Below are 18,531 nucleotides of genomic sequence, written 5' to 3' on the forward strand. Positions count from 1 at the left end.
TCGTCGAACGTGTACGAGGTGGTCTGGTAGATCGGCAGGGCGCGGGCGTTGGTGGCCGGGTCCGGGTGCTGGCCGGCGTGCACCTGCCTGGTCTCAAACGACCAGCCGGCGGTCGGATCGGTGTCGTCGTTGCTGGTGGCATCGCTCATGGAAAGCTTCCCCTGTCTGGCTCAGGGGCCCGTCATGGCGGACCCGCGCTTGCCGGATAGCCGGTGCTTGGCTACTCAACCTGGTCATCACCCGGGGCACCCCACCGCGGTTGGAGGGTTGCCGGCCAGCAAGCCGGGGCTTGATGCTGGCGCTCATGACCAATACGAAGATTAGCTTACTGTGCCGACTGGATGCCAATGGCAGGTCGACACCTGCCCAAACGCCCTTGATAACGTGGCAGGAAGAACGCTGAGCCCCCCAGAGATCTGACCGAATATTCGAGGATTTTGACGCCGGGAAGAAGGACCGTGAGCGCCGAACAGCCGACCGTCATCTACACACTGACCGACGAAGCGCCGTTGCTGGCGACCTACGCCTTCCTGCCGATCGTGCGCGCCTTCGCCGAGCCGGCGGGCATCGAGATCAAGACCAGTGACATCTCCGTGGCCGCCCGGATCCTCGCCGAGTTTCCCGACGATTTGACCGAAGAGCAGCGGGTTCCGGACAACCTCTGCGAGCTGGGCGAGCTGACGAAGCTGCCAGACACCAACATCATCAAGCTGCCGAACATCAGCGCCTCGGTGCCCCAGCTGATCGCCGCCGTCAAGGAGCTGCAGGACAAGGGATACAAGATCCCGGACTTCCCGCAGAGCCCGAAGACCGACGAGGACAAGAAAATCCGCGCCCGCTACGGCAAGTGCCTGGGCAGTGCGGTCAACCCGGTTCTGCGGCAAGGCAACTCGGACCGCCGCGCGCCGAAGGCGGTGAAGGAGTACGCGCGCAAGCATCCCCACAGCATGGGGGCGTGGTCGCCGGCTTCGCGCACCCACGTCGCCACCATGCGGCACGGCGACTTCTATCACGGCGAGAAGTCGATGACGCTGGACCGCGACCGCAACGTGAAGATGGTGCTGGAGACCAAGAGCGGGAAGACCCTCGAGCTCAAGCCCAAGGTGGAGCTGCGCGACGGCGACGTCATCGACTCCATGTTCATGAGCAAGAAGGCCCTGGTCGAGTTCTACGAGGAACAGATGCAGGACGCCTACGAGACCGGCGTGATGTTCTCGCTGCACGTCAAGGCGACGATGATGAAGGTCTCGCACCCGATCGTGTTCGGCCACGCCGTCAAGGTCTTCTACAAGGACGCGTTCGCCAAGCACCAGGAGCTCTTCGACGAGCTCGGTGTCAACGTCAACAACGGATTGGTCGACCTCTACAACAAGATCGAGTCGCTGCCCGCGTCGCTGCACGAGGAGATCATCCGCGACCTGCACGCCTGCCACGAACACCGTCCCGAACTGGCGATGGTCGATTCGGCCAAGGGCATCACCAACTTTCATTCGCCCAGCGACGTGATCGTGGACGCGTCGATGCCGGCGATGATCCGCGCGGGCGGCAAGATGTGGGGCGCCGACGGGCGGCAGAAGGACACCAAGGCCGTCAACCCCGAGTCGACCTTCTCCCGGATCTACCAAGAGATCATCAATTTCTGCAAAACCCACGGCCAGTTCGATCCGACGACGATGGGCACCGTCCCCAACGTCGGTTTGATGGCGCAGCAGGCCGAGGAGTACGGCTCGCACGACAAGACTTTCGAGATCCCCGAAGACGGCGTCGCCAACATCGTCGACCTCGACACCGGGGAGGTGCTGCTCAGCCAGAACGTGGAGGAGGGCGACATCTGGCGGATGCCGATCGTCACCGACGAGGCGATCCGGGACTGGGTCAAGCTGGCCGTCACCCGGGCGCGCAACTCCGGCATGACGGTGGTGTTCTGGCTGGACACGGAACGTCCGCACGAGGTGGAGCTGCGCAAAAAAGTCAAGGCGTACCTGAAGGAACTCGACACCGAGGGCCTGGACATCAACATCATGCCGCAGGTGTGGGCCATGCGGTACACGCTGGAGCGCGCGATGCGCGGGCAGGACACCATCGCCGCGACCGGAAACATCCTGCGCGACTACCTCACCGACCTGTTCCCCATTCTGGAGCTGGGCACCAGCGCCAAGATGCTGTCGATCGTGCCGCTGATGGCCGGCGGCGGCATGTACGAAACCGGGGCGGGCGGTTCGGCGCCCAAGCACGTCCATCAGCTGCTCGAGGAGAACCACCTGCGCTGGGATTCCCTCGGTGAATTCCTCGCTCTGGGAGCGTGTTTCGAAGACATCGGCATCAAGACCGACAACGAGCGCGCCAAGATCCTCGGCAAGACGCTCGACGCCGCGATCGGCAAGCTGCTGGAGAACAACAAGAGCCCGTCGCGCAAGGCCGGGGAGCTCGACAACCGTGGCAGCCAGTTCTACCTGGCGCTGTACTGGGCGCAGGAACTCGCGCAATCCGACGACGAGGAGCTGCGCGAGCACTTCGCCGCGCTGGCCGACGAGTTGGGCCGCAACGAGGACACCATCGTGGCCGAACTCGCCAAGGCACAGGGCGAGACCGTCGACATCGGTGGTTACTACTACCCGGACAGCGAGAAGACGACGGCGGTGATGCGGCCGAGCAAGACGTTGAATGAGGCGCTGGCCGCTTCGCAAAGCTCGTAAGCTTCAAGGGCCGCTAGATAGGGAGTTGACCCGATGTCCACCGACAAGATCAAGGTCAAGGGCCCGGTTGTAGAGCTCGATGGTGACGAGATGACCCGCGTCATCTGGAAGTTCATCAAAGACCTGCTTATCTTGCCGCACCTGGACATCAACCTGGACTACTACGACCTCGGCATCGAGAACCGCGACCGCACCAACGACCAGGTGACCATCGACGCCGCGTACGCCATCAAGAGGCACGGCGTGGGCGTCAAGTGCGCGACCATCACCCCCGACGAGGCCCGTGTCTCCGAGTTCAACCTGAAGAAGATGTGGCTGTCGCCCAACGGCACGATCCGGAACATCCTGGGCGGCACCATCTTCCGCGAGCCCATCGTGATCTCCAACGTGCCGCGCCTGGTGCCCGGCTGGACCAAGCCGATCGTCATCGGCCGGCATGCGTTCGGCGACCAGTACCGGGCGACCAACTTCAAGGTCGACAAACCCGGCACCGTGTCGATCACGTTCACGCCGTCCGACGGCAGCGAGCCGATGGTGCACGAGGTGGTGTCCATTCCCGACGACGGCGGCGTCGTGATGGGGATGTACAACTTCAAGGAATCCGTCCGCGACTTCGCCCGCGCCTCCCTTTCGTACGGCCTGAACGCCAAGTGGCCGGTGTACCTGTCCACGAAGAACACCATCCTCAAGGCCTACGACGGCATGTTCAAGGACGAGTTCCAGCGCATCTACGACGAGGAGTTCAAGGACAAGTTCGAGGCCGAGGGGTTGACCTACGAGCACCGGCTGATCGACGACATGGTGGCCGCCTGCCTCAAGTGGGAGGGCGGGTACGTGTGGGCCTGCAAGAACTACGACGGCGACGTCCAGTCCGACCTCGTCGCGCAGGGCTACGGCTCACTGGGGCTGATGACGTCGGTGCTGATGACCGCCGACGGCAAGACGGTCGAGGCCGAGGCCGCGCACGGCACCGTCACCCGGCACTTCCGCCAGTATCAGGCCGGCAAGCCGACCTCGACGAACCCGATCGCCTCGATCTTCGCCTGGACGCGCGGGTTGGCGCACCGCGGCAAGCTGGACGACACCCCCGAGGTGATCGAGTTCGCGCAGACGCTCGAGGACGTGGTGGTCTCCACGGTCGAGAGCGGGAAGATGACCAAGGACCTGGCCATCCTCATCGGCCCCAAGCAGGAATGGCAGCAGAGCGAGGAGTTCCTCAACTCGATCGCCGAGAACCTGGAAAAGAAGCTGGTCAGCTAGCCGACGGGTTGGCGCCGCGGCTCGCCGCGTTGCACTCGTCGAGGAACGCGATGACCAGTCCGGCGACGCGGTCCGGCGCCTCGAACATCGGGATGTGCCCCACGCCGTCGAGCTCGGTGACCTGGTGGTCGTCGGGCAGGTGGGTGGTGAAATGCCTGCTGAACCGGGGGGCGGGCACGATCCGGTCCTTTTCGCAGATCACCAGGTGCGCCGGGACGGCGTTCTCGGCCAGCTCCCGCAGGCCGTGCAGCAGCAGCGACTTGACCAGCAGCTGGAAGTAGGCGGGGCAGTGGGCGACGTCGTCGATGCAGCCGAGCAGCTGCTCGTCGGTGACCCCGTCGGGCCGCGCGCTGATCGCGTAGGTGGCCAGCTGGCGGCTGAACGGCAGGCGCATCACCTTCGGGCCGAACAGCCAGGCCAGCACCAGCAGCGGAATGCCCAGGATGAACTTGGCGATCACCTCGAACTTCGCCGGGCTCCAACGCGTCCACCCGCCGGCCGGGGCGATGCCCATGACGCTGCGCGCTCGCCCGCGCCGCTCGAGTTCGAACGCGACCCAGCCACCCAGCGAGTTGCCCACGATGTGGGCGGTGTCCCAGCCCAGCTCGTCCATCTGCTGTTCCACGTGGTCGGCCAGGACCGCCGAGGACAGGAACCAGGTCCCCGCGGAGGGGCCGCCGTTGTGGCCGGCCATCGTCGGGGCGAACACCTCGTACCGTCCGGTGTCGGCCAGCCGCCGGGCGACGTCCTCCCAGACCGCCTGGGACAGCAGGAACGGGTGCAGCAGCAGGACCGGCTCGCCCGAGCCGAGATGGATCGGTGGCCGCGTCCCCGTGTTGCTGTTGATCCTCTTGCTCCCCATACCGCCGACATTAAATGCGGTACCGCCGGTACCGCAAGCGAGCGCCCGGCCGGCCGGGCGCCGCGCGCTCGCGAGTGTGCGGCTGGCCGCATACTCGGCGGCGAGGGTGAAGCCAGCCGCGCACTCGGCGGCGGCGCATGCCCGGCAAGACCCGCGTGAAAAGATCGGTGCATCATGAGCACCGCTACCGGATCCGGCCGGATTTTCTCCGGCGTGCAGCCCACCTCCGACTCGCTCCACCTCGGGAACGCGTTGGGTGCCATCACCCAGTGGGTCGCGCTGCAGGACCAACACGAGTGCTTCTTCTGCGTCGTCGACCTGCACGCCATCACCATTCCCCAGGACCCCGAGGCGCTGCGCCGCCGGACCCTGGTGACGGCGGCCCAGTATCTGGCGCTGGGCATCGACCCCGCCCGCAGCACCATCTTCGTGCAGAGCCACGTGCCCGCCCACTCTCAGCTGGCCTGGGTGCTGGGCTGCTTCACCGGGTTCGGGCAGGCGTCGCGGATGACGCAGTTCAAGGACAAGTCGGCCCGCCAGGGCGGCGACTCCACCACCGTGGGCCTGTTCACCTATCCGGTGCTGCAGGCCGCCGACGTCCTGGCCTACGACGCCGAACTGGTTCCGGTGGGCGAGGACCAGCGCCAGCATCTGGAGCTGGCGCGCGACGTGGCGCAGCGGTTCAACAGCCGGTTCCCCGACACCTTCGTGGTGCCCGATCTGCTGATCCCCAAGGTCACCGCCAAGATCTACGACTTGCAGGACCCGACGTCGAAGATGAGCAAGTCCGCGGCCACCGACGCCGGCTTGATCAACCTGCTCGACGACCCCGCCGCGTCCGCGAAGAAGATTCGTTCGGCGGTCACCGACAGCGAGCGCGAGATCCGCTTCGACACCGAGGCCAAGGCGGGCGTGTCGAACCTGCTGACCATCCAGTCGGCGGTCACCGGCGTGGCCATCGACAAGCTCGTCGAGGGTTACGCAGGACGGGGTTACGGCGACCTGAAGAAGGACACCGCCGAGGCGGTCGTCGAGTTCGTCAGCCCGATCAAGGCGCGCGTCGACGAATTGCTGGCCGACCCAGCCGAATTGGAGGGCGTGCTCGCGGTCGGGGCCGAGCGCGCCGAGGATGTCGCAGGCAAGACCGTTCGGCGGGTCTACGATCGGTTAGGGTTCCTTCCGCAGCGAGGATGAGTTCACCATGAGCGAGCCGGCCAAGGCAGGCCTCCTCGGTCGGCTGCGGGCCCGGCACGGCTGGCTCGACCACGTCATCCGCGCCTTTTTTCACTTCAGGGATTGCAGTGGCAACCTGCTTGCGGCCGGCCTCACCTACTACACGCTTATCGCGTTATTTCCCTTGCTGATGGTCGGTTTCGCGCTGGGTAGCTTCGGATTGTCGCGTCATCCTGAGCTACTGGGCACGATCGACGAACACGTCCGGTCCTGGGTGTCCCCCGAGTTGGGGCAGCACCTGGTCAACCTGATCCATTCGGCGATCGCGGCCCGTGCATCCGTTGGTGTGATCGGGTTGGTAGTCGCGGCCTGGCTGGGCCAAACGTGGATGTATCGCCTCCGGGAGGCGCTGGGCCGAATATGGGAGCACCCAGTGGACTCCGTGGGTTTCGTCCGCACGATACTGTCCGATCTGGCCGCCGTGGTGGGGACGTTGGTAGTGGTCGTGATCACCATGGGACTGTCCGCGCTGGGACACGAGAAGCCAATGCGAGCTGCGCTGAAATTGCTTGGTATACCGGAACTTTCGGTGTTTCACTGGGTATTCCGAGTTATTTCGGTGCTGACGGCGTTCGCGGTGTCGTGGCTGGTGTTCAGCTGGGTGATCGTGCGATTGCCGCGCGAGTCGGTCGGCATCGTCACGTCGATGGAGGCCGGCTTGATTGCGGCCGCCGGGTTCGAGTTGTTCAAGCTGTTGGGATCGCTCTACCTGAAGATCGTGCTGCGCAGCGCCGCCGGGGCCACCTTCGGTCCGGTGCTGGGTTTGTTGGCGTTCGCGTACGTCACCTGGCTCTTGGTGCTGTTCAGTACCGCCTGGGCCGCGACGGCGTGGGACGGCCCCCGCGCCCGGCAGGCAGACCCGCCGGGGATCATCGCCCCGGGGGTGCAGCCGGCCGCCGACGCGCCGCCACAAGCTGGGATCCCTGCGGTGGCGCGGGGTAAGAACTCCTCATGACCGAACCTGCAAAGCCCGGAATCCTCGACCGGTTGCGGGCCCGGCACGGCTGGCTCGACCACGTCATCCGCGCCTACCAGCGCTTCGACGACCGCAACGGGGGGTTCTTCGCGGCCGGCCTCACCTATTACACGATCTTCGCGTTATTCCCTTTGCTGATGGTGGGTTTCGCGGCCTTCGGGTTCATCCTGGCCCGGCGCCCGGAGCTGCTGAAGACGATCGACGACCATATCCGGTCCCAGGTCACCGGCGCGCTGGGGGACCAGCTGCTGGATCTGATGAACTCCGCGATCGCCGCGCGCACGTCGGTGGGTGTCATCGGCCTGGCCACCGCCGTCTGGGCGGGCCTGGGCTGGATATCGCATCTGCGGCAGGCGCTGACGGAGATGTGGTGGGACGAGCGCATCGAGTCGCCCGGCTTCGTCCACAACAAGTTCTCCGATCTGTTGGCCATGCTCGGGACGTTCGCGGTGATCGTGGCCACCGTCGGCCTGACCACCATTGGCCATGACGCGCCGTTGGCGGCGTTGCTCAAATGGCTCGGCATACCGCAACTCGTGGTGTTCGACTGGTTCTTCTGGCTGCTGTCGATCGTGATCTCGACGGCGGTGTCGTGGTTGTTGTTCGCCTGGATGATCGCCCGGCTGCCGCGCGAGAAGGTCAGCCTGACCGATTCGATGCGGGCCGCGCTGATGGCGGCGGTCGGGTTCGAGATCTTCAAACAGGTGGGATCGCTGTACCTGCGGGCGGTGCTGCGCAGCCCCGCGGGCGCGACGTTCGGCCCGGTGCTGGGTCTGATGGTGTTCGCCTACGTCACCTCATACCTGGTGCTCTTCTGCACGGCGTGGGCGGCGACGGCCTCCGGTCACCCGCGCACCCGCCACGTCGCCCCTCCCGCGCCGGCGATCATCGCCCCCCGTGTGCAGCTCGACGACGGCATCGGCACGCGCCAGACGTTGACCGCGATGGCGATGGGAGCCGTTGGGGCGCTGGCCCTTTCCCGCATCACCCGGCGGCTTCGTTAGCGGCCTACCCGCCAACGGCCGGCGACCATGACCGCCGTAACCCGCAGATCACCGTCCAGCACAACCAGATTCGCGTCATAGCCGGAGCGCAGGAAGCCGATCCGCTCGAGGCCGAGCGCCCGCGCCGGGGTACCCGAGGTCGTCAGCGCCGCGGCGGCCAGCCCCGCACCGGCGTTGACGTTGCGAAAGAGCGCGTCCATCGTGGCGGTGCTGCCCGCGATCGTCGACGTCCCCCGCACCCGTGCCACCCCCGAGACGACGTCGACGGCCACCGCGCCGAGGCGAAACGGCCCGTCCCCACGGCCGGCCGCGGCGATGGCGTCGGTGACAAGGGCGACCCGGTCGGGCCCCGCGGCCGCGATCACCGCGTCCACGACGGCCGGGTGCACGTGCACGCCGTCGGCGATCAGCTCGACGGTGACCCCCGGGTCCCGGAGCAGGGCGAGCGCCGGCCCGGGCTCGCGATGGTGCAGTGGCGGCATCGCGTTGAACAGGTGGGTGCCGACCGTGGCGCCCTGCGCGATGGCGCGTTCGACCTGCTCGTAGGTGGCGTCCGTATGCCCCACCGCCACAACGACTCCGGCGTCGCGGAAGCGGCGGATCGCTTCGTCGGCGCCGGGCAGCTCCGGGGCGAGCGTGACCATCCGGATCGCGCCGCCGCCCGCGGCCAGCGCGGCGTCGACCTCCGCCGGATCCGGGGCGCGCAGGAGCGCGGGGTCGTGCGCCCCGCAGCGGGCCCGGCTCAGCCACGGCCCCTCCAGGTGGATGCCCGCGACGATCCCGTGCCGGGCGGCTTCGGCCAGCGCGCGCACGCCGGCGAGCAACTCCGCCGGCGAGGTGCTCACCAGGCTGGCGAGCGTGGTCGTGGTGCCGTGCCGCAGGTGGAATTCCGCCGCACCGGCGATGCCCTCGCCGTCGGTGGGGCCGTCGGTGTAGGACGCCCCGCCGCCGCCGTGCACGTGCATGTCGATGAAACCGGGGACCACGGCCCCATCGGGGAAGGCGTCGTCGGCCGGGCGGGGCGGGGCCCCGGCGCCGCACGCCACGATCCGCGGCCCGTCCGTCTCGAGCCATCCCGGCCGGCGGACCCATCCGTCGAGCACCATCGTGCCCGCGGCGATCAGTCCCATCGGCCGCCGTTTTCCCAGAAGTAGCGGATCTCCTCGAGTTGGCGGCCCTTGGTCTCCGGCGCGTACCGGTAGACCACGACGAACGCGACCGCAGCCAGGGACGCGAACACCGCGAAAGTTCCCGCGCCGCCGAGGGAATGGAGCATGGTGAGGAAGACGGCGGCGACGATCGCGTTGGCCACCAGGTTCGAGGTCAGCATCGTGCTCGACCCGATGGAGCGCAGCCGGGACGGGAAGCTCTCGCTGGCGTACACCCAGCCCAGGGAGCCGAAGCCCATCGTGTAGCCGAAGATGAACAGCACGATGCCGGCGAATCCGAGGACCGCGCCGCCGATGCCCCGCCCGAACACGGCCATCAGCACGACGTCGGCGGCGATCATCATGGCGATGCCGGACAACAGGATTGGGCGCCGGCCCAGCCGGTCGACCAGCAGCAGCGACGCGCCCACGGCCGCCAGCCCGGCGACCTGAACCAGGGCCGGCAGCGCCAGCAGCGCGAAATTTCCGGTGAAGCCCATGGCCTGGAAGATCCGCGGGCTGTAATAGATGATCGCGTTGATGCCGGTGATCTGGATCAGAAAGCCGAGCGTGATCACGAAAGCGGTGGCGCGCGAATACGGCGGCCGCAGCATCTCCGACCAGCCGCCCTTGTGACCGCGGGAGCCCTCGCCGAGCGCGCGGCCGATCTCGGCGAGTTCCTCGTCGACGCGGGCGTTGGGCTCCACGCGCAGCAGCGCCCGGCGGGCCTCCTCGAGGCGGCCCTTGAGCACGTACCACCGCGCCGTGTCGGGCGCGCGAATCAGCAACGGCAGCAACACGATGGCGGGCACGGCGGCCAGTCCCAGCATCCAGCGCCAGCTGTGCGACCCGGCCAGCAGGTAGCCGGTCAGGTAGCCGACGATGAGCCCGCTGACGATGGCAAGCTGGTAGGCCGTCAGCAGCGAGCCGCGCACCGCGGTCGGGGCGGACTCCGCCACGTACACCGGCACCACCACCACCGCCACGCCCAGCGTCAGGCCCAACAGGAGCCGGGCCGTCAACAGCATCGGCAGGGACACCGACAGCGCGCCCAGCAGAGCGAACACCGCGTAGGCGACCAGGAGCAGCACCACCGACTTCTTCCGCCCGATCGCGTTCGCCAGCACGCCCGCGCCGAGCGCCCCGGCGATCTGCCCGATCACCACCATCGTCGTCAGCAGTTCTTGTTGCCGCGTGGACAGCCCGAAGTCCTCGGTGACGTACAGCTGCGCGCCGGCGATGATGGACAGGTCGTAGCCGTAGATCAGGCCCACGCTCGCGGCGGTCAGCGCGACCGCCAGGCCGCGCCGGGCGTTGGTCATCTGGGTGAGTTTAGTGTCGCCGCCGACGGGATCGACGCACTCGCCGTCGGCGCTGTCAGCTAATCGCTATGGGGACTTCGCAGTCCGCAGCCGATCGCGCAGCACCTCGATGACACGCTCGGGGTCGTCGGGGCTGATGCACGGGCGCACCCGGCGTCCGAGGTGGAGCACCAGAAGCGTTCGCTTGCGGCCCCGGCGGACGTCCAGCGGGAACCAGTACCGCGGGTCGCCCGCGCCCCAGATCCGGCCTTTGCCGCTGTTCCACGTCATCTGCTCGGCCTTGACGCCCTGGATCCTGCCGTACGGGATGCGCTTCGGGTTGGCAAACGGGAAGTAGTAGCGCCGGATGGTGATGCCGTCCTCGTCGAGCCGGAGGCCGGGGTCCTCATACAGGGCTTCGCTCATCCGCAAGACGGTGCCACAGCAAACTTCTACGGTCAACGATGCTGTGGCCGGCGGTTCATCGCGCGCGCCACCATGATCAGACTGAACACGATGATCGTTCCGATGACGGCGACGCCCACCCGGATCGGCAGCGCGTCCGCGGAGGGAATCAGCCCGGCTGCCTCGGCGCCGTTGGCCTGCCGGTCGGCGGCGCTGTCGCGTTTGGCGGGCGCCAGCGAGGGGTCGGGTTCGATGAGGTTGCCGACCTGGGTGCCCTGTGGCGTGCTGAAGCCGTAGTCCAGCAGGTGCGCGGCCTGCTCCCACGGGGCGATCGGCACCCGCGTCCCGTGCAGCAACACCGCCATCAAGCGTCGCCCGTTGTGGTTGGCGGCGCCCACGAACGTCTGGCCGGCGTCGTCGGTGTAGCCGGTCTTGCCGCCCAAGGCGCCCGGGTACTTGTAGAGCAGCTGGTTGTCGTTCTCCAGTTCGTAGCCGGGATGGTCGCCGTGGCCGGGGAAGTCGAACGTCCGCGTCGCGACGATGTCGGCGAAGGTCGGGTTCTGCCAGGCGTAGCGGTAGAACAGGCCGATGTCGTAGGCCGACGTGCTCATGCCGGGCCCGTCCAGCCCCGACGGCGTGGCCACCCGGGTGTCCTTGCCGCCGAGCTTGGCGGCCAGCACGTTGATCTTCTCCACGGCTTGCTGCATGCCGCCGAGCTGCATGGCCAGCGCGTGCGCGGCGTCGTTCCCGGAGTGCATCAGCAGGCCGTGCAGCAACTGGTTGACGGTGAAGACCCCGCCTTCCTCGACGCCGACCTTGGTGCCCTCGGCGGCCGCGTCGTCGGCGGTGCCGGGCACCGACTTGTTCAGGTTGAGCGCGTTGATGGACGCCATCGCGATCAGCACCTTGATGATGCTGGCGGGCCGGTGCCGGCCGTGCGGGTCCTTGGCCGCGACCACCGCGCCGCTGTCCAGGTCCGCCACCAGCCACGCGTCGGCGGAGACGTCGGTCGGCAGCGGTGGCGTATCGGGCGCGGCGACGATGCCGCAGCTGCTCAGCGCCTCGCCGCCAACCGGCTTCGGCGGCACGGCCAGCGGGATCGGCGGATCACCGGCTTGCGGGACCTCCGACGAGTCGACCGCGGGCGGGGTGTTCACCTTGAAGGGGCAGTTGGCGGTGGCGGCGTTGGGCTCGGCGCCGGGCTCGGCACTCGCGATCGGCGCGGCGACGGCAACCGGAGCGGCGGCCACGAAAAGGGCCGCTGCCAGGCATGACGCGGGGCGTAGGAAGTCCATTGCCTGTGCACATTAGGCGATCGCGGGCGCGATTCGAGGGAGCCGCGCTGTGACTGGTGAGACGGAAGTTGCGACGCCGTCGGGCGGCGGCAACGCGGGGGAGCCACTACGCTGAGCATGCCGCCACCGTGGCGGCGCCGAATCTTCCGCCGAACCGCGAGGGCCAAGACATTCCCAACGATCGATTCTCGTTTCGTCGGCGGCGCAAGAGCGACGCTCCGCGGTCGCTGCAACAACTGCTCAGGGAGGTCGAGAAGGCGTCGCAGGTCCGGCGCTCCGGCCTGGAAAGTGTGCTGATCGAACTGCAGCACCATCGAGACGCGACGCCCGACGCCGGCCTGCGCGAGGCGCTCACCTGGCTGTGCAACGCGGTGTCGCGGATGGTCAGCAACCCGAACGCCGCGCATTCGCGTGAGGTGCTGATCGCCGCCGACGCGGTGAAGCGCGTCTAAAGCTTTCCAGGCACCTCGCCGAGCACGCCGCGCAGGATGGATTCGATGGTGTCGAATTCGGCCTGACCGCTGATCAGCGGCGGCGCCACCTGAACCACCGGATCGCCGCGATCGTCGGCGCGGCAGTACAGGCCCGCCTCGAAGAGCGCCGGCGACACGAAGCCGTGCAGCACCCGTTCGCACTCTTGCGCGCTGAACGTTTCCTTGGTCGCCTTGTCCTTCACCAGCTCGATGCCGTAGAAGAACCCCTCGCCGCGGACGTCGCCGACGATGGGCAGGTCGTAGAGCTTCTCCAGCGTGGCGCGGAAGGCCGACGCGTGCTTCCTGACGTGGTCGTTGAGGCCCTCACGCTCGAAGATGTCGAGGTTGGCCAGCCCCACTGCCGTCGAAACCGGATGTCCGCCAAAGGTATAGCCGTGCGGGAAGACGGTGGCGCCGTCGTTGAACGGTTCGAACAGCCGCTCGTCGGCGATCATCGCGCCCAGCGGCGAGTAGCCCGACGTCAGGCCCTTGGCGCAAGTGATCATGTCGGGCACGTAACCGAGGTCGTCGCAGGCGAACATCGACCCGATCCGGCCGAACGCGCAGATCACCTCGTCGGACACCAGCAGCACGTCGTAGGAGTCGCAGATTTCGCGCACCCGCTCGAAATAGCCCGGCGGAGGGGGAATGGCGCCGCCCGCGTTCTGCACCGGCTCCAGGAACACCGCGGCGACGGTCTCGGGGCCCTCGAACTCGATGGCCTCCGCGATCCGGTCGGCGGCCCACCGCCCGAAGCCCTTGGGGTCGTTGGCAAACGGCTCGGGCGCGCGGTAGAAGTTCGTGTTGGGCACCCGGAAGCCACCCGGTGTCACGGGTTCGAAGGGCGCCTTGTACGCGGGCAGGCCGGTGATCGCCAGGGCTCCCTGGGTGGTGCCGTGGTAGGCGATCGACCGCGAAATCACCTTGTGCTTACCGGGTTTGCCGGTCAGCTTGAAATACTGCTTGGCCAGTTTCCACGCGGTCTCCACGGCCTCCGTCCCGCCGGTGGTGAAGAACACCCGGTTGAGCCCGCCCGGGGCATAGCCTGCGAGGCGCTCGGCGAGCTCGATTGCGGTCGGGGTGGCATAGCCCCAAAGCGGGAAGTACGCCAGTGTGCTCGCCTGCCGGGCGGCGACCTCGGCGAGTTCGGTGCGACCGTGGCCGACCTGAACGGTGAACAGCCCCGACAGCGCGTCGAGGTAGCTTTTGCCCCGGTCGTCGAAGATGGTCACGCCCTCGCCGCGGACGATGATGGGCGGCGTGATGCCGGCGCCGTGCCGGGCGAAGTGCAGCCACAGGTGCTCTGTCATGGTGTCTGTGAGACTAGCCGCCGGCTCTGATGGCGTGGCTCCTTACTCGCGCCGTTTCGGCGCTCGCCGTCGCCGCGCTAGGCTCGCGATATGACCGGGACCGAACAGGTCTCACAATTCGAAGCCCTGCGACCCCACCTGATGGCGGTCGCCTACCGGCTCACCGGCACGGTCGCCGACGCCGAGGACATCGTGCAGGAGGCGTGGCTGCGCTGGGACCGGCAGGGTGCCGAAATCACCGACCTGCGGGCCTGGCTGACCACGGTGGTGAGCCGGCTGGGCCTGGACAAGTTGCGCTCGGCCGCGCACCGGCGCGAGACCTACACCGGGAACTGGCTGCCGGAGCCGGTGGTGACCGGCTTCGACCGGGCGGACCCGCTCTCGGCGGTCGTTTCCCGCGAGGACGCCCGGTTCGCGGCGATGGTGGTGCTGGAGCGGCTGTCGCCCGATCAGCGGGTGGCCTTCGTGCTGCACGACGGGTTCGCGGTGCCGTTCGCGGAGATCGCCGAGGTGCTCGGCATCAGCGAGGCCGCCGCGAGGCAGCTGGCGTCGCGGGCCCGCAAGGCCGTCAGCGCGGCCCCGCCGCCCAGGCCCGACCCCTCGCACGACGAGGTGGTCGGCCGGCTGATGGCCGCGATGGCCGCCGGCGACCTGGACACCGTGGTCTCGCTGCTGCATCCCGATGTCACCTTCACCGGCGATTCGAACGGCAAGGCGCCCACGGCCGTTCAGACCATCCGCGGCCCGGACAAGGTGGTCCGGTTCATGCTGGGCCTGGCGCAGCGGTACGGCCCGGGGACGTTCACCTCGTACGAGCTGGGGCTGGTCAACGGCGAGCTCGGCATCTACACCGCCGGCCGCGCTGCTGCCGACGGGTATCGGGAGATGTTGCCGCGGATCATGGCGGTGACGGTGCGCGACGGAAAGGTCAGCGCGCTCTGGGATATCGCCAACCCGGACAAGTTCGGCGGCTCTCCGCTGCGCCGGCCCTGACACCCGACCAGCGGGCGTGACTATCTTCGGGCGAGCTTGCGCGCCAGCCGAATCCCCTGGCGCGCGGTGAGGTGCGGTAGGTAAGCGCGGCTGATCGCGTTGGCGATCGCGGGCAGCGTCGACGGGTCACGGTAGGCCATGTACAGGGGCCGGTACTCGGGCTGGAACTTGGCCTTGAAGCTGAGCAGCGAGCGAAACCCGTACACCGGCTCGAGCGCTTTGCCGGTGACATCGAGGATGCGGTCGAGCGCCGTGACCTCGTTGCCCCGCGCCAGCCGGGCCAGCGGGGCCCCGGAGAGGCTGAGGAACTCCGCGCCCTCCTCCCGAAAGCTCTGTGCCGCAGAGGCAATCAAGAACTCCATCACGCCCTTGAAGGGACTGCTGCCTCGCCTGCGCATGAAGTCCATCGTCCAGCCGACCGTTTGCCCGTCCCGGTAGACCGGCAACCAGCTGGTGATGCCGTGCACGATCCACTGCTCGTCCACGGCGATCAGGCAGCGCACGGTCGGGTCGTCGAGCTCGTCCAAACCGCCCAGCGTCCAACCCATCTCGGGCATGCCCTTGTCGGCCACCCACTCCTCGGAGATCACCCGCACCTGGTCGCGTATCGACAGCGGCGCCTCCGGGTAGCTCGTCCACTCGGCGCGGATGCCCTCTTTGGCCGCCTTGTTCAGCGCGGTGCGAATGTCTTGCCACTTCTTGCCTTTGAACTCCAGCTCGGCCAACGGCACCACGGTGTCCTCGGCCACCTGCACCGCGTACCACCCCAGCTCCACCGCGCGGTCGCGGACGTCCTCGGTGATGCTGTACATGCACGCCGTCCAGCCGTTGCGGTCGCAGAACCGCTCGAAGCCACGTAGCGCGTCCGCCCGCGCACCCGGATCGCCCAGCGGGCCCCCGGTGGTCAGCGCCACGGCGGCGACAACGCGGTAGGCGAATGCCGCGTGCCCGTCCTCGGTGAACCAGTACACGTTGCCCGGCCAGGTGCTCATGTAGGCCAGCGACGATCCGCTGTTGGCCACCATCAGGTTCCGCGCCCGGGTCCGTGCCTCGTCGTCGACGACGACGCTGGCCCGCCAGAAGCTGACCAGCAGGCCGGCCAGCAGCATCACCCAGAACACGGCGCCGCAGAACTCCCATGCCAGCAGCGCAAGCCCGCTGTTGGGCAGGAACTTTGCGCTGTGCGCCAGTTCGTAGGCCGGCGGCAGATAGCGGGTCGGCAGATCGGAGATCAGCTGAGAAAGGTTGGGCGGGGGGTCGAATTCCTTGCGCTCCCAATAGGCGATCAACAGGTAGCCGCCGGCGGTGAGCGCGGCGGTGGCGGCCAGACCCAGCCCCAGCCGCAGATAGGTGGCCCGTGGTGCGGTCACCGTGAACAACGGCCGGGTGAACAGCAACAACGCGATCATCAGGCACGGGACCACGATCGGCGCGATGAGAATCAACGTGTCGTGGGCGAACGAATAGGTGTCGTCCGCGTCGTGCACGACGGATCCCGCGTCGGCCGCATCGCGGGTCCACAGCACGGCGAACCAGGCGCTGCCCGCGACCAGGGCGGCGTTGAGCAGTAGCGCCAGCCACCACGCGAAGCGGCGCCCGCGGCGCAACCCGACCGCGGCCGCCAGCAACAGCAGCGCCGGGCCCACCGAGGTGATCGCCGAGCCCACACCCGTCCCCAAGGTCTGCGAGACCGCCAGCCGGCACGCTTCACTCAACCCGGGGTCGGCGCACAGCTGATGCATGCGCTCGCTGTCCTCGGCGGGCGAGGCGAACAGCGATTGCAAGATCCGCAGCGGGCCGTAGCCGGGGTAGGCGAGCCAGGCGCCGGTGGAACCGAGCAGGGTCAGCAGCGGGCCGAACGCCGTGGCCGCGACCACGGTGCCCACCAGCACCCTGGACTCCGAGCGTGAGGGCGGCGAGACGGCGGCGCGCGCTTCCGAGCGGTAGAGCAGCCAGCCCAGCAGCAGTCCGACCACCGCGCCGAAAACCCGCAAGACGTCGAGCAGGGTGCCCGAATACAGCGCGAACACCACTACGCCGCTGAACATCACCAATCGCAGCCGGCGTCGCCAGAGCGCCGACAGCTTGAACGTCATCACCACGGCGAGGCAGACCAGCGCCGGCGTGGTGCCGACCGCGACCTCCTTGTCGAGGTTGGTCAACCACGAGTCACCGGTGTGTGCCAGCAGCGCGACGGCACCGACGCCGAGCAGGCTGCTCAGCACCTGGCCGGTCACCAGGAACAGCGCGGTCCGGCGAGGACCGAGCAACCGTTCGGCGGAAACGCCCACGGCCAGGGTGAACAGCGTGGCGACCACGTAGGCGGCCAGCGACACGTTCCACAGCCCGGCGGTGAACGGGGTCCACCAGAAGCCGCGCTCCAGCTGGGACGTGCCGACGGCGACTTTCGAAACGAGGCCGTGGGGCATGCCCGGCGAGTTCTCGGTGTTGTTCGACCACACCGACCACGCGTGGGTGATCGCGCCGAGCACCCACAGCGCGACGACCAGCCCGACGGTTACCGGCGACTGCCGCAGCAGCGCGAGCGCCCGCCGCGCGTTGTGCTGCACGACGGCGCGCTTGTCGAGCACCGCGGTCGGTGCGTCGAGCACCGCGGCGGTCATTGGGTCAGCCCCGTGCGCGTCGCCAGCCAGGGAATCGCCGCTTCGAACGAGGCCCGGAACACGGCGAAGGTGTGCCCCCCGGGAAATTCCTGCCACTGCGCCTTCATGCCGGCCTGCCGGCAGGCCTCGTAGATCTCCCGCTGCTGGGGGTTGTAGACCCGGTCGTCGGAGCCCGCCGTGATCAGCGCGTTGGTGTCGGGATACTGCCGCTTGGCCATGATGTCCTTCGGTGTGACGTTGTTGTAGGCGGCCTCGTCGCCGTTGAACAACTTGGCGACGATTTCGGCGTGGCTGGTCAGGATCGGCTCGCGCTGCCCGGACATGTCCACCAGGTTCGGAAAGGTCTCGGGGGCGCGAAGGGCCACCAGCAGCGAGCAGGTTCCTCCCGACGACAGGCCGCCGACGCCCCACTGCCGGTGGTCCCGGCTCACTTGCAGGTTCGCCGACACCCAGCGCGGAAGGTCCTCGGCGAGGTAGGTCTGCGGCCTGCCCCAGGCGGAGTCGACGCAGCTGGGATTGTTTTCCGCGACGCCCTGTTGGTCGGCCATCACCACCACCGGGGCCAGCCCCTTGTGCTGCGCGGCGAACTGGCCGAGCGCGTCGTCGATGTGCACCTTGTCGATCCAGTCGCGCGGCGCCCCCGGGTCGCCGGGAATGACCACGAGCACCGGCAATTCGGGCCGCGGCGTCGCCAGGTATGCCGGGGGCAGGTAGATCAGCGCCTCACGCGGGGTGAACCCTCCCGAAGCCGGAATCGACGCCTTCACCACCTTGCCGTCCGTGGGCATGTTCGCCGGCGGCTGCCACAGCTGTTCGAGGGTGCCGCCCGCCGAGGCGCGCACCGCGCTGGCCTGGCTCGGCGTGACCGAGGACAGGTCGCCGACTGGGTGCAGCAGCGGGTTGACCAGCTTGCGTGCGGTGGTGAACGCCGCGTAGTGGATGTTGGCCTGC

14 protein-coding genes, 2 pseudogenes and 1 riboswitch are annotated in these 18,531 nt (G+C 68.2%); of the genes and pseudogenes, 7 read left to right on the forward strand and 9 right to left on the reverse strand.

The window, feature by feature from the left end; all coding sequences use genetic code 11:
* Positions 1-149 (reverse strand): annotated as a pseudogene (locus tag A9X05_RS30300) (PLP-dependent transferase); the annotation flags it as partial.
* 40 nt (positions 150-189) lie between these two features.
* Positions 190-310: riboswitch (SAM riboswitch) on the reverse strand.
* 148 nt (positions 311-458) lie between these two features.
* On the opposite strand from A9X05_RS30300, the gene A9X05_RS01925 reads away from it, so the two are divergent.
* Positions 459-2,696, forward strand: a complete 2,238-nt coding sequence (locus tag A9X05_RS01925; protein ID WP_067778834.1) for an NADP-dependent isocitrate dehydrogenase — start codon at positions 459-461, stop codon at positions 2,694-2,696.
* Between the two features lie 33 nt (positions 2,697-2,729).
* A complete protein-coding gene (locus A9X05_RS01930) occupies positions 2,730-3,956 on the forward strand; it encodes an NADP-dependent isocitrate dehydrogenase (protein WP_067751948.1) in 1,227 nt (408 codons plus the stop codon).
* On the opposite strand, the gene A9X05_RS01935 is transcribed toward A9X05_RS01930, so the two are convergent.
* Positions 3,949-4,746, reverse strand: coding sequence for an alpha/beta fold hydrolase (locus tag A9X05_RS01935; protein WP_067778856.1), 798 nt, complete (start codon positions 4,744-4,746; stop codon positions 3,949-3,951). The genes A9X05_RS01930 and A9X05_RS01935 overlap by 8 nt on opposite strands.
* 246 nt (positions 4,747-4,992) lie before the next feature.
* Here A9X05_RS01935 and trpS point away from each other — a divergent pair, with 246 nt between their 5' ends.
* From trpS to yhjD (A9X05_RS01950), 3 genes are read left to right on the forward strand one after another with little or no spacing between them, the layout of a single operon-like run.
* Positions 4,993-6,012 carry a tryptophan--tRNA ligase gene (gene trpS / locus A9X05_RS01940; RefSeq protein ID WP_067751945.1) on the forward strand — a complete coding sequence of 340 codons (1,020 nt, stop codon included), beginning with the start codon at positions 4,993-4,995 and terminating at the stop codon, positions 6,010-6,012.
* A gap of 7 nt (positions 6,013-6,019) precedes the next feature.
* Entirely contained in the window at positions 6,020-7,006 is a 987-nt protein-coding gene (gene yhjD / locus A9X05_RS01945) for an inner membrane protein YhjD (RefSeq protein WP_067778837.1), read from the forward strand.
* Complete coding sequence (gene yhjD, locus A9X05_RS01950; RefSeq protein ID WP_067751939.1) at positions 7,003-8,031, forward strand: inner membrane protein YhjD; 1,029 nt, start codon at positions 7,003-7,005, stop codon at positions 8,029-8,031. The genes yhjD (A9X05_RS01945) and yhjD (A9X05_RS01950) overlap by 4 nt, the downstream gene beginning before the upstream one ends.
* Here the strand turns inward: yhjD (A9X05_RS01950) and nagA are convergent.
* The 4 genes from nagA to A9X05_RS01970 form a co-directional block, all read right to left on the reverse strand.
* On the reverse strand, positions 8,028-9,161 hold the full coding sequence (nagA, locus tag A9X05_RS01955) for an N-acetylglucosamine-6-phosphate deacetylase (RefSeq protein ID WP_067778839.1): 1,134 nt from the start codon (positions 9,159-9,161) through the stop codon (positions 8,028-8,030). The genes yhjD (A9X05_RS01950) and nagA overlap by 4 nt on opposite strands.
* The gene (locus tag A9X05_RS01960) at positions 9,152-10,501 is read right to left on the reverse strand and encodes a sugar porter family MFS transporter (RefSeq protein ID WP_067778842.1); all 1,350 of its coding nucleotides are present in this window, start codon (positions 10,499-10,501) and stop codon (positions 9,152-9,154) included. Before A9X05_RS01960 ends, nagA begins: the two co-directional genes overlap by 10 nt.
* Positions 10,502-10,567: 66 nt before the next feature.
* Entirely contained in the window at positions 10,568-10,906 is a 339-nt protein-coding gene (locus A9X05_RS01965) for a hypothetical protein (RefSeq protein WP_067751930.1), read from the reverse strand.
* Between the two features lie 32 nt (positions 10,907-10,938).
* Entirely contained in the window at positions 10,939-12,180 is a 1,242-nt protein-coding gene (locus A9X05_RS01970; RefSeq protein WP_067751927.1) for a D-alanyl-D-alanine carboxypeptidase family protein, read from the reverse strand.
* 227 nt (positions 12,181-12,407) lie between these two features.
* On the opposite strand from A9X05_RS01970, the gene A9X05_RS01975 reads away from it, so the two are divergent.
* Positions 12,408-12,632, forward strand: coding sequence for a hypothetical protein (locus tag A9X05_RS01975; protein ID WP_067751965.1), 225 nt, complete (start codon positions 12,408-12,410; stop codon positions 12,630-12,632).
* Here the strand turns inward: A9X05_RS01975 and A9X05_RS01980 are convergent.
* A pseudogene (locus tag A9X05_RS01980) lies at positions 12,629-13,990 on the reverse strand (aspartate aminotransferase family protein); the annotation flags it as partial. The gene A9X05_RS01975 and the pseudogene A9X05_RS01980 overlap by 4 nt on opposite strands.
* A gap of 63 nt (positions 13,991-14,053) precedes the next feature.
* Between A9X05_RS01980 and A9X05_RS01985 the strand changes: the two are divergent.
* On the forward strand, positions 14,054-14,956 hold the full coding sequence (locus tag A9X05_RS01985) for a sigma-70 family RNA polymerase sigma factor (protein ID WP_067778848.1): 903 nt from the start codon (positions 14,054-14,056) through the stop codon (positions 14,954-14,956).
* Positions 14,957-14,976: 20 nt separating this feature from the next.
* On the opposite strand, the gene A9X05_RS01990 is transcribed toward A9X05_RS01985, so the two are convergent.
* Together A9X05_RS01990 and A9X05_RS01995 are read right to left on the reverse strand one after the other, a co-directional pair.
* The gene (locus A9X05_RS01990; protein ID WP_067778851.1) at positions 14,977-17,580 is read right to left on the reverse strand and encodes a bifunctional lysylphosphatidylglycerol flippase/synthetase MprF; all 2,604 of its coding nucleotides are present in this window, start codon (positions 17,578-17,580) and stop codon (positions 14,977-14,979) included.
* Positions 17,577-18,531, reverse strand: a 955-nt coding sequence (locus A9X05_RS01995) for an esterase family protein (RefSeq protein WP_067778853.1), incomplete at its 5' end; no start/stop codon positions are given. The genes A9X05_RS01990 and A9X05_RS01995, both read right to left, overlap by 4 nt.

This window comes from Mycobacterium sp. E3298 (assembly GCF_001666895.1).
In the GTDB taxonomy this organism is placed as follows: domain Bacteria; phylum Actinomycetota; class Actinomycetes; order Mycobacteriales; family Mycobacteriaceae; genus Mycobacterium.